Source organism: Pseudomonas sp. PA-4-8C (genome assembly GCF_021606625.1).
Classification (GTDB): domain Bacteria; phylum Pseudomonadota; class Gammaproteobacteria; order Pseudomonadales; family Pseudomonadaceae; genus Aquipseudomonas; species Aquipseudomonas lactis.
Genome location: NZ_WKCD01000005.1, coordinates 66,012 through 72,196, shown reverse-complemented (window position 1 = coordinate 72,196; position 6,185 = coordinate 66,012). Strand labels below are relative to the sequence as shown.

Below are 6,185 nucleotides of genomic sequence, written 5' to 3'. Positions count from 1 at the left end.
CCCCGGAAGAACTGGAGCGCGCCAGCAAGATCCTGATGGCCTCGTCCCAACCCGACGGCGGCCTGGCGCTCACCGGCGACAAGGCGCTGCTGTTTCACCCCAACGATGAAGCCTTCCTGATGTATGCCCGTCGCGGGCGTAGCCTGGTGGCCCTGTACGACCCGATCGGCCCGACCCAGCCGCGCGCCGAGATGATCTGGCAGTTCCGCGACCTGTGCGACATCCACCACGCCCGACCGGTGTTCTACCAGGTACGCGCCGAGAACCTGCCGTACTACATGGACATCGGCCTCACCGCGATCAAGCTGGGTGAAGAAGCCCGCGTCGACCTGAAACGCTTTGACCTGGAAGCCAAGGGCAAAGAAATGAAGGATTTGCGCTACACCTGGAACCGTGGCACCCGGGACGGGCTGTCCCTGGAGATCTGCGAACCGGGCAAGGCGCCAATGGATGAATTAAAAGTCATCTCCGATGCCTGGCTTACAGGTAAGAATGTGCGGGAAAAGGGCTTCTCCCTGGGCCGTTTCAGCGATGATTACCTCAAGCACTTTCGTATCGCGATCATTCGCTTCGAAGGGCGCCCGGTGGCCTTCGCCAACCTGCTCGAAACCTACAACCATGACCTGGCCAGCCTCGACCTGATGCGTGCCCACCCGGACGCGCCCAAGTTGACCATGGAATTCATGATGGTGGGCCTGATTCAACATTATAAGAGCCACGACTACGCGCGCTTCAGCCTCGGCATGGTGCCGTTGTCGGGCTTGCAACCGCGCCGTGGCGCACCGCTGACCCAACGCCTGGGTTCGATGGTGTTCCGCCGTGGCGAGCAACTGTATAACTTCCAAGGTTTGCGCCGCTTCAAAGACAAGTTCCAGCCCGACTGGGAACCCCGTTACATGGCTGTGCCCGCAGGACTGGATCCGCTGGTGGCATTGGCCGATACCGCCGCCCTGATCGCGGGCGGCTTGACTGGATTGGTGAAACGCTGATGATTCGACGCTCCTGGCGGTATGTATTGGCTTTAGTGGTGCTGCTTGCGCTGATCGCGGCGGGTGGCTTCTGGTACTGGAACCGCCCTGCCCCGCAGCCGACCCTGGAGCACTTGCCCCAGGCCGACGGTTCGGTAATGACCCGCGTGACCCCGGCCAGCAACGCAAAAGCCCGCGTGGCCGTGGCGGTGATGGCCGACGAAACCCTGACCGACAGCCAACTGATGGCCCTGAGCCAGGGCGGTGCTGCGCAACTGGTTCAGGTGGTGCTGCCCAAAGATGACTGCGCATTGCAGGAAAAAGCCCTGCAAGGCGCCCTGGCCCAGCTCAAAGGCCCGGCGACCCTGGTCAGCGGCATCGGCCCTGGCGCCGCACTCGCCTGGCGCTGGCTGGCCACCCAGAACGACGACAAGGCCAACGCCATCTCTGTGGGCTTCGCCCTGAAACAGGAAGGCTGCAACGACCCGCTGCCGAAAACCGCCGCCCATGGCAACTGGCTGGTGGCGTGGAACGATAACCCCGACGATGAGAGCGCCAGTTTCGTACGTGACACACCACGCGCTACGACCAGCATCAGCGACTACGACATTCATTACCCACAGGTGCTGAACAACGAACTGCGCAAGCAACTGGTCGGTTCGGACAACGGCGGCCTGGCGATTCCGGTGGTGGAAGTGCCTGCCGGCCAAGCCAAGGACACCGTGACCCTGTTCCTCTCCGGTGACGGCGGCTGGCGCGACCTGGACCGCGACGTGGCGGGCGAGATGGCGAAGATCGGCTACCCGGTGGTGGGCATCGACACCCTGCGCTATTACTGGCAGCACAAGAGCCCCGAGCAAAGCGCCAAGGACCTCACCGAGCTGATGCAACACTACCGGCAGAAATGGGGCACCAAGCGCTTCGTGCTGACCGGTTACTCGTTCGGCGCCGACGTACTGCCGGCGATCTACAACCGTATGCCAGAGAACGAACAGCAACGGGTAGACGCGATCATCCTGCTGGCCTTCGCCCGCACCGGCAGCTTTGAAATCGAAGTGGAAGGCTGGCTGGGCAACGCCGGCAAAGAAGCCGCCACCGGCCCGGAAATGGCCAAGCTGCCGCCTGAAAAAGTCGTGTGCATCTACGGTGCCGAAGAAGTCGACGAGAGTGGCTGCACCGACAAGACCGCCGTGGGCGAAGCCATGAAGCTGCCGGGCGGGCATCACTTCGATGAGAACTACCCGGCGCTGGCCAAGCGCTTGGTGGAGATTATTGTCAAGCATCAGGCCAAAGCCGAATAATTCCAGCTTAATCCAAGACCCAATGTGGGAGCGGGCTTGCCCGCGATAGCGCGGGCTCAGTTACAGTAGCGTTGACTGACAGTCCGCCATCGCGGGCAAGCCCGCTCCCACAGTGGTACGTGGTGTTGATGAAAACTAGCGCGGTTCGATGTGCGCAATCATCAGTTGCACCGTCTCATTGCCACGAAACTCATTCACATCCAGTTTGTAGGCCAACTCCACCCACCGCACGGTCGGGTTTGGCCACACTTCGCGGTCCACACCAAAGGCAATGCCATCGAGCTTCACCGACCCGCATTCGCTCTTGAGCACCACTTTCAAATGCCGCTCGCCCACCACCCGCTGCTCCACCAACTGAAATACCCCGTGAAACAACGGCTCGGGAAAGTGCTGCCCCCACGGGCCGGCATGGCGCAGGGCGCGGGCCAGTTCCAGGTGAAACTCTTCCACCGCCAGGGTACCGTCTGAAAGCAGGCGGCCGGTGAGGTCTTCTTCGCGCAGTTGCCGACGCACTTCGGCATCAAAGGCTTCGGCGAACAACGGGAAGTTGGCTTCAGGCAAGGTCAGCCCCGCCGCCATGGCGTGGCCACCGTATTTGGTGATCAGGTTGGGATGCTGGCTGGCGACGACTGCCAGCGCATCGCGGATATGAAAGCCCTGCACCGAGCGTCCAGAGCCCTTGAGCAGGCCATCGCCGGCATCGGCGAAGGCGATGGTCGGGCGGAAATAACGCTCCTTCATGCGTGACGCGAGGATGCCGATCACCCCCTGGTGCCACTCCGGGTCGAACAGGCACAAGCCGTACGGCATCGACTCCACCGGCAAGTCCTTGAGCTGGGCCAGGGCCTCGCGCTGCATGCCTTGCTCGATGGATTTACGGTCCTGGTTCATGCCGTCCAGTTGCGCGGCCATTTCCCGTGCGGCGGCGAAGTCGGTGGTGAGCAGGCATTCGATGCCCAGGCTCATGTCATCCAGGCGTCCGGCGGCATTCAGGCGCGGGCCGAGGATAAAACCCAGGTCGGTGGAGGTGATACGCGCATGATCACGCTTGGCCACTTCCAGAATCGCCTTGATCCCCGGCCGTGCCCGACCGGCCCGAATACGCTCCAGGCCCTGGTGCACGAGGATGCGGTTGTTGGCGTCCAGCGGCACCACGTCAGCGACGCTGCCCAGGGCCACCAGGTCAAGCAGTTCACCGATGTTCGGCTGGGGCTTGTTGTCATACCAACCCAGGCTGCGCAACCGCGCACGCAGGGCCATCAACACGTAAAAGATCACGCCGACCCCGGCCAGGGCCTTGCTGGGGAACCCACAGCCCGGCTGGTTCGGATTGACGATGGCGTCGGCGGCCGGCAGTTCATCACCGGGCAAGTGGTGGTCGGTGACCAGCACCTGCAACCCCGCCGCCTTCGCCGCCGCCACGCCTTCGACGCTGGAGATGCCGTTGTCCACGGTGATCAGCAACTGCGGCTCGCGCTGCAGGGCCACCGCGACGATTTCCGGGGTCAGGCCATAGCCGTATTCGAAGCGGTTGGGCACCAGGTAGTCGACATGGGCCGCGCCGAGCAAACGCAAGCCCAGAGTGCCCACGGTGCTCGCCGTGGCGCCATCGGCGTCGAAGTCACCGACGATCAGGATGCGCTGGCGCTGCTCCAGGGCCGTCACCAGCAAGTCCACCGCGGCGTCGATACCCTTGAGCTGCTGATAGGGAATCAACCGCGCCAGGCTCTTGTCCAGCTCGGCTTCCGATTGCACCCCGCGTGCGGCGTAAAGGCGGGTCAACAGCGGCGGCAGTTCACCGAGAAAAGGCAGGACGGCGGGCAGTGGGCGGGGATCGATACGCATACGGTGGTGATAACTTCTCTTTAATCATTGTAGGAGCGAGCTTGCTCGCGAAGGTGGTTAACGATGACGCGTGTGCCTGGGTGATCGTGGTGCCCTGGAGTTTTTCGCGAGCAAGCTCGCTCCTACAGGAAGCCGGGTTCAGCCAAGGTTTAACCGCGCTCGCCGACCAGCCATTGCAGTTGCACTTCATGCTGGCCACGGTCATCGGTCACAAAGATCGTGCCTTCGCTGATCATCACGTCCCACTTGATGACGCGGGGCATGTCCTTGGCCAGGGTCTCCAACACTTCCTGGGGCACGGCAGCGATATGTACGTTTTTCAGGTTGTTGGCCACCGGCACCACCTTGGCTTCCCACACGCGCAGGCTGCCATAGGCCAGCAGGCTGGTGCGTTCGGTGCGGCGCGAGCACCAGGTCAGGCGGTCGGCATCCGGCTGGCCGACTTCGATCCAGTGCAAAACCCGATCATCCAGGCTCTTTTCCCACAGGGCTGGTTCGTCCACATCCGACAGGCCACGCCCGAACGCCAATTGCTCGTTGTACCAGAGGGCGTAGGCCAGCAGGCGCACGGTCATGCGCTCTTCGGTTTCCGAAGGGTGGCGGGCGATGGTCTGTTTGACGCTCTCATACACCGAGCGGTCGAGGTCGGTGAGGTTGAGTTCGAATTTGTAGGTCGTGGACGGCTGGGCCATGAACGGGCTTCTAAAGACAAGGAAAGGCGGCCAGTCTAACCGATGGCGAGGGCATTGAACGAATACTGCGCTGCATCCACGCAGCTCGCCTATGTTAAAAAGCAGTACATCATCGTCCCGCGCTTGTAAGGATCCCCATGTCGCTTAATGCCAAACCACTTGCCGGCCTGAAAGTCATCGAACTGGGCACTCTGATCGCCGGCCCGTTTGCCTCACGCATCTGCGCCGAATTCGGCGCCGAAGTGATCAAGGTCGAATCCCCGGACGGCGGCGACCCGCTGCGCAAATGGCGCAAGCTGTATGAAGGCACTTCGCTGTGGTGGTTCGTGCAGGCCCGCAACAAGCAGTCGCTGACCCTCAACCTCAAGCACCCTGAGGGCCTGGCGATTCTCAAGCAACTGTTGGCCGACGCCGACATTCTGATCGAAAACTTCCGCCCAGGCGTGCTGGAGAAACTCGGCCTGAGTTGGGAAACCCTGCACGCCCTCAACCCCAAGCTGGTGATGGTACGCCTCTCGGGCTTCGGCCAGACGGGGCCGATGAAGGACCAGCCGGGGTTTGGCGCGGTGGGCGAGTCCATGGGCGGCTTGCGCTATATCACCGGCTTCGAAGACCGCCCGCCAGTGCGCACCGGGATTTCCATCGGCGACTCGATTGCCGCGTTGTGGGCGGTGATCGGCGCGCTGATGGCACTGCGTCACCGCGAGGTCAACGGCGGTCTGGGCCAAGTGGTGGATGTGGCGCTGTACGAAGCCATCTTCGCCATGATGGAAAGCATGATCCCCGAGTTCGATGTGTTCGGGTTTATCCGTGAGCGCACCGGCAACATCATGCCCGGCATCACCCCGTCCTCGATCCACACCACCGCAGACGGCAAGCATGTGCAAATCGGCGCCAATGGCGATGCGATCTTCAAGCGCTTCATGCAGGTGATCGGCCGTGACGACTTGGCGAACGACCCTGCACTGGCCAGCAATGACGGGCGTGACACTCGCCGCGACGAGCTGTACGGCGTGATTGATCGCTGGGTCAATTCGCTGTCGCTCGACCAGGTGATTGAGCAACTGAATAAAGCCGAGGTGCCCGCCAGCCGTATCTACAGCGCCGAAGACATGCTGGGTGACCCGCAATTCCTGGCCCGGGAAATGTTCCTCAAGGCGCAGTTGCCGGGCGGCAAGGACTTCAAGATGCCCGGCATCGTGCCCAAGCTCTCGGACACACCGGGCAGTTGCGAATGGGTCGGCCCGCAATTGGGTGAACACAACAGCGTGGTGCTCAATGCCCTGGGCTATGACGCGGCGGCTATCACTCGCCTGCGCAAGGATGGCGCAATCTGACAAATTGCAGGCAAAAAGAAACCCCGAGCAGTGGGGAGACAA

The 6,185-nt window shown here is 62.3% G+C and carries 5 protein-coding genes; 3 read left to right on the top strand and 2 right to left on the bottom strand.

Features of this window, described 5'->3' with window-relative positions:
• Both GIW04_RS02270 and GIW04_RS02265 read left to right on the top strand, forming a co-directional pair.
• Positions 1–989 (top strand): phosphatidylglycerol lysyltransferase domain-containing protein (locus GIW04_RS02270; RefSeq protein ID WP_236478926.1); only part of this gene is annotated, 989 nt, incomplete at its 5' end.
• Complete coding sequence (locus tag GIW04_RS02265; protein WP_034133587.1) at positions 989–2,269, top strand: virulence factor family protein; 1,281 nt, start codon at positions 989–991, stop codon at positions 2,267–2,269. The genes GIW04_RS02270 and GIW04_RS02265, both read left to right, overlap by 1 nt.
• A 135-nt stretch (positions 2,270–2,404) precedes the next feature.
• On the opposite strand, the gene recJ is transcribed toward GIW04_RS02265, so the two are convergent.
• Positions 2,405–4,114, bottom strand: a complete 1,710-nt coding sequence (recJ, locus tag GIW04_RS02260) for a single-stranded-DNA-specific exonuclease RecJ (protein ID WP_003193951.1) — start codon at positions 4,112–4,114, stop codon at positions 2,405–2,407.
• 149 nt (positions 4,115–4,263) lie between these two features.
• Complete coding sequence (locus tag GIW04_RS02255) at positions 4,264–4,806, bottom strand: YaeQ family protein (protein WP_120248576.1); 543 nt, start codon at positions 4,804–4,806, stop codon at positions 4,264–4,266.
• Positions 4,807–4,943: 137 nt separating this feature from the next.
• On the opposite strand from GIW04_RS02255, the gene GIW04_RS02250 reads away from it, so the two are divergent.
• Complete coding sequence (locus tag GIW04_RS02250; protein ID WP_003193953.1) at positions 4,944–6,143, top strand: CaiB/BaiF CoA transferase family protein; 1,200 nt, start codon at positions 4,944–4,946, stop codon at positions 6,141–6,143.
• Positions 6,144–6,185 lie beyond the last annotated feature (42 nt).

What these genes read in the sequence shown, in the direction of transcription:
- GIW04_RS02250 (WP_003193953.1), top strand. Translation starts at nt 4,944, where the DNA reads ATGTCGCTTAATGCCAAACCACTTGCCGGCCTGAAAGTCATCGAACTG.
- GIW04_RS02265 (WP_034133587.1), top strand. Translation starts at nt 989, where the DNA reads ATGATTCGACGCTCCTGGCGGTATGTATTGGCTTTAGTGGTGCTGCTT.
- GIW04_RS02255 (WP_120248576.1), bottom strand. Translation starts at nt 4,806, where the DNA reads ATGGCCCAGCCGTCCACGACCTACAAATTCGAACTCAACCTCACCGAC.
- recJ (WP_003193951.1), bottom strand. Translation starts at nt 4,114, where the DNA reads ATGCGTATCGATCCCCGCCCACTGCCCGCCGTCCTGCCTTTTCTCGGT.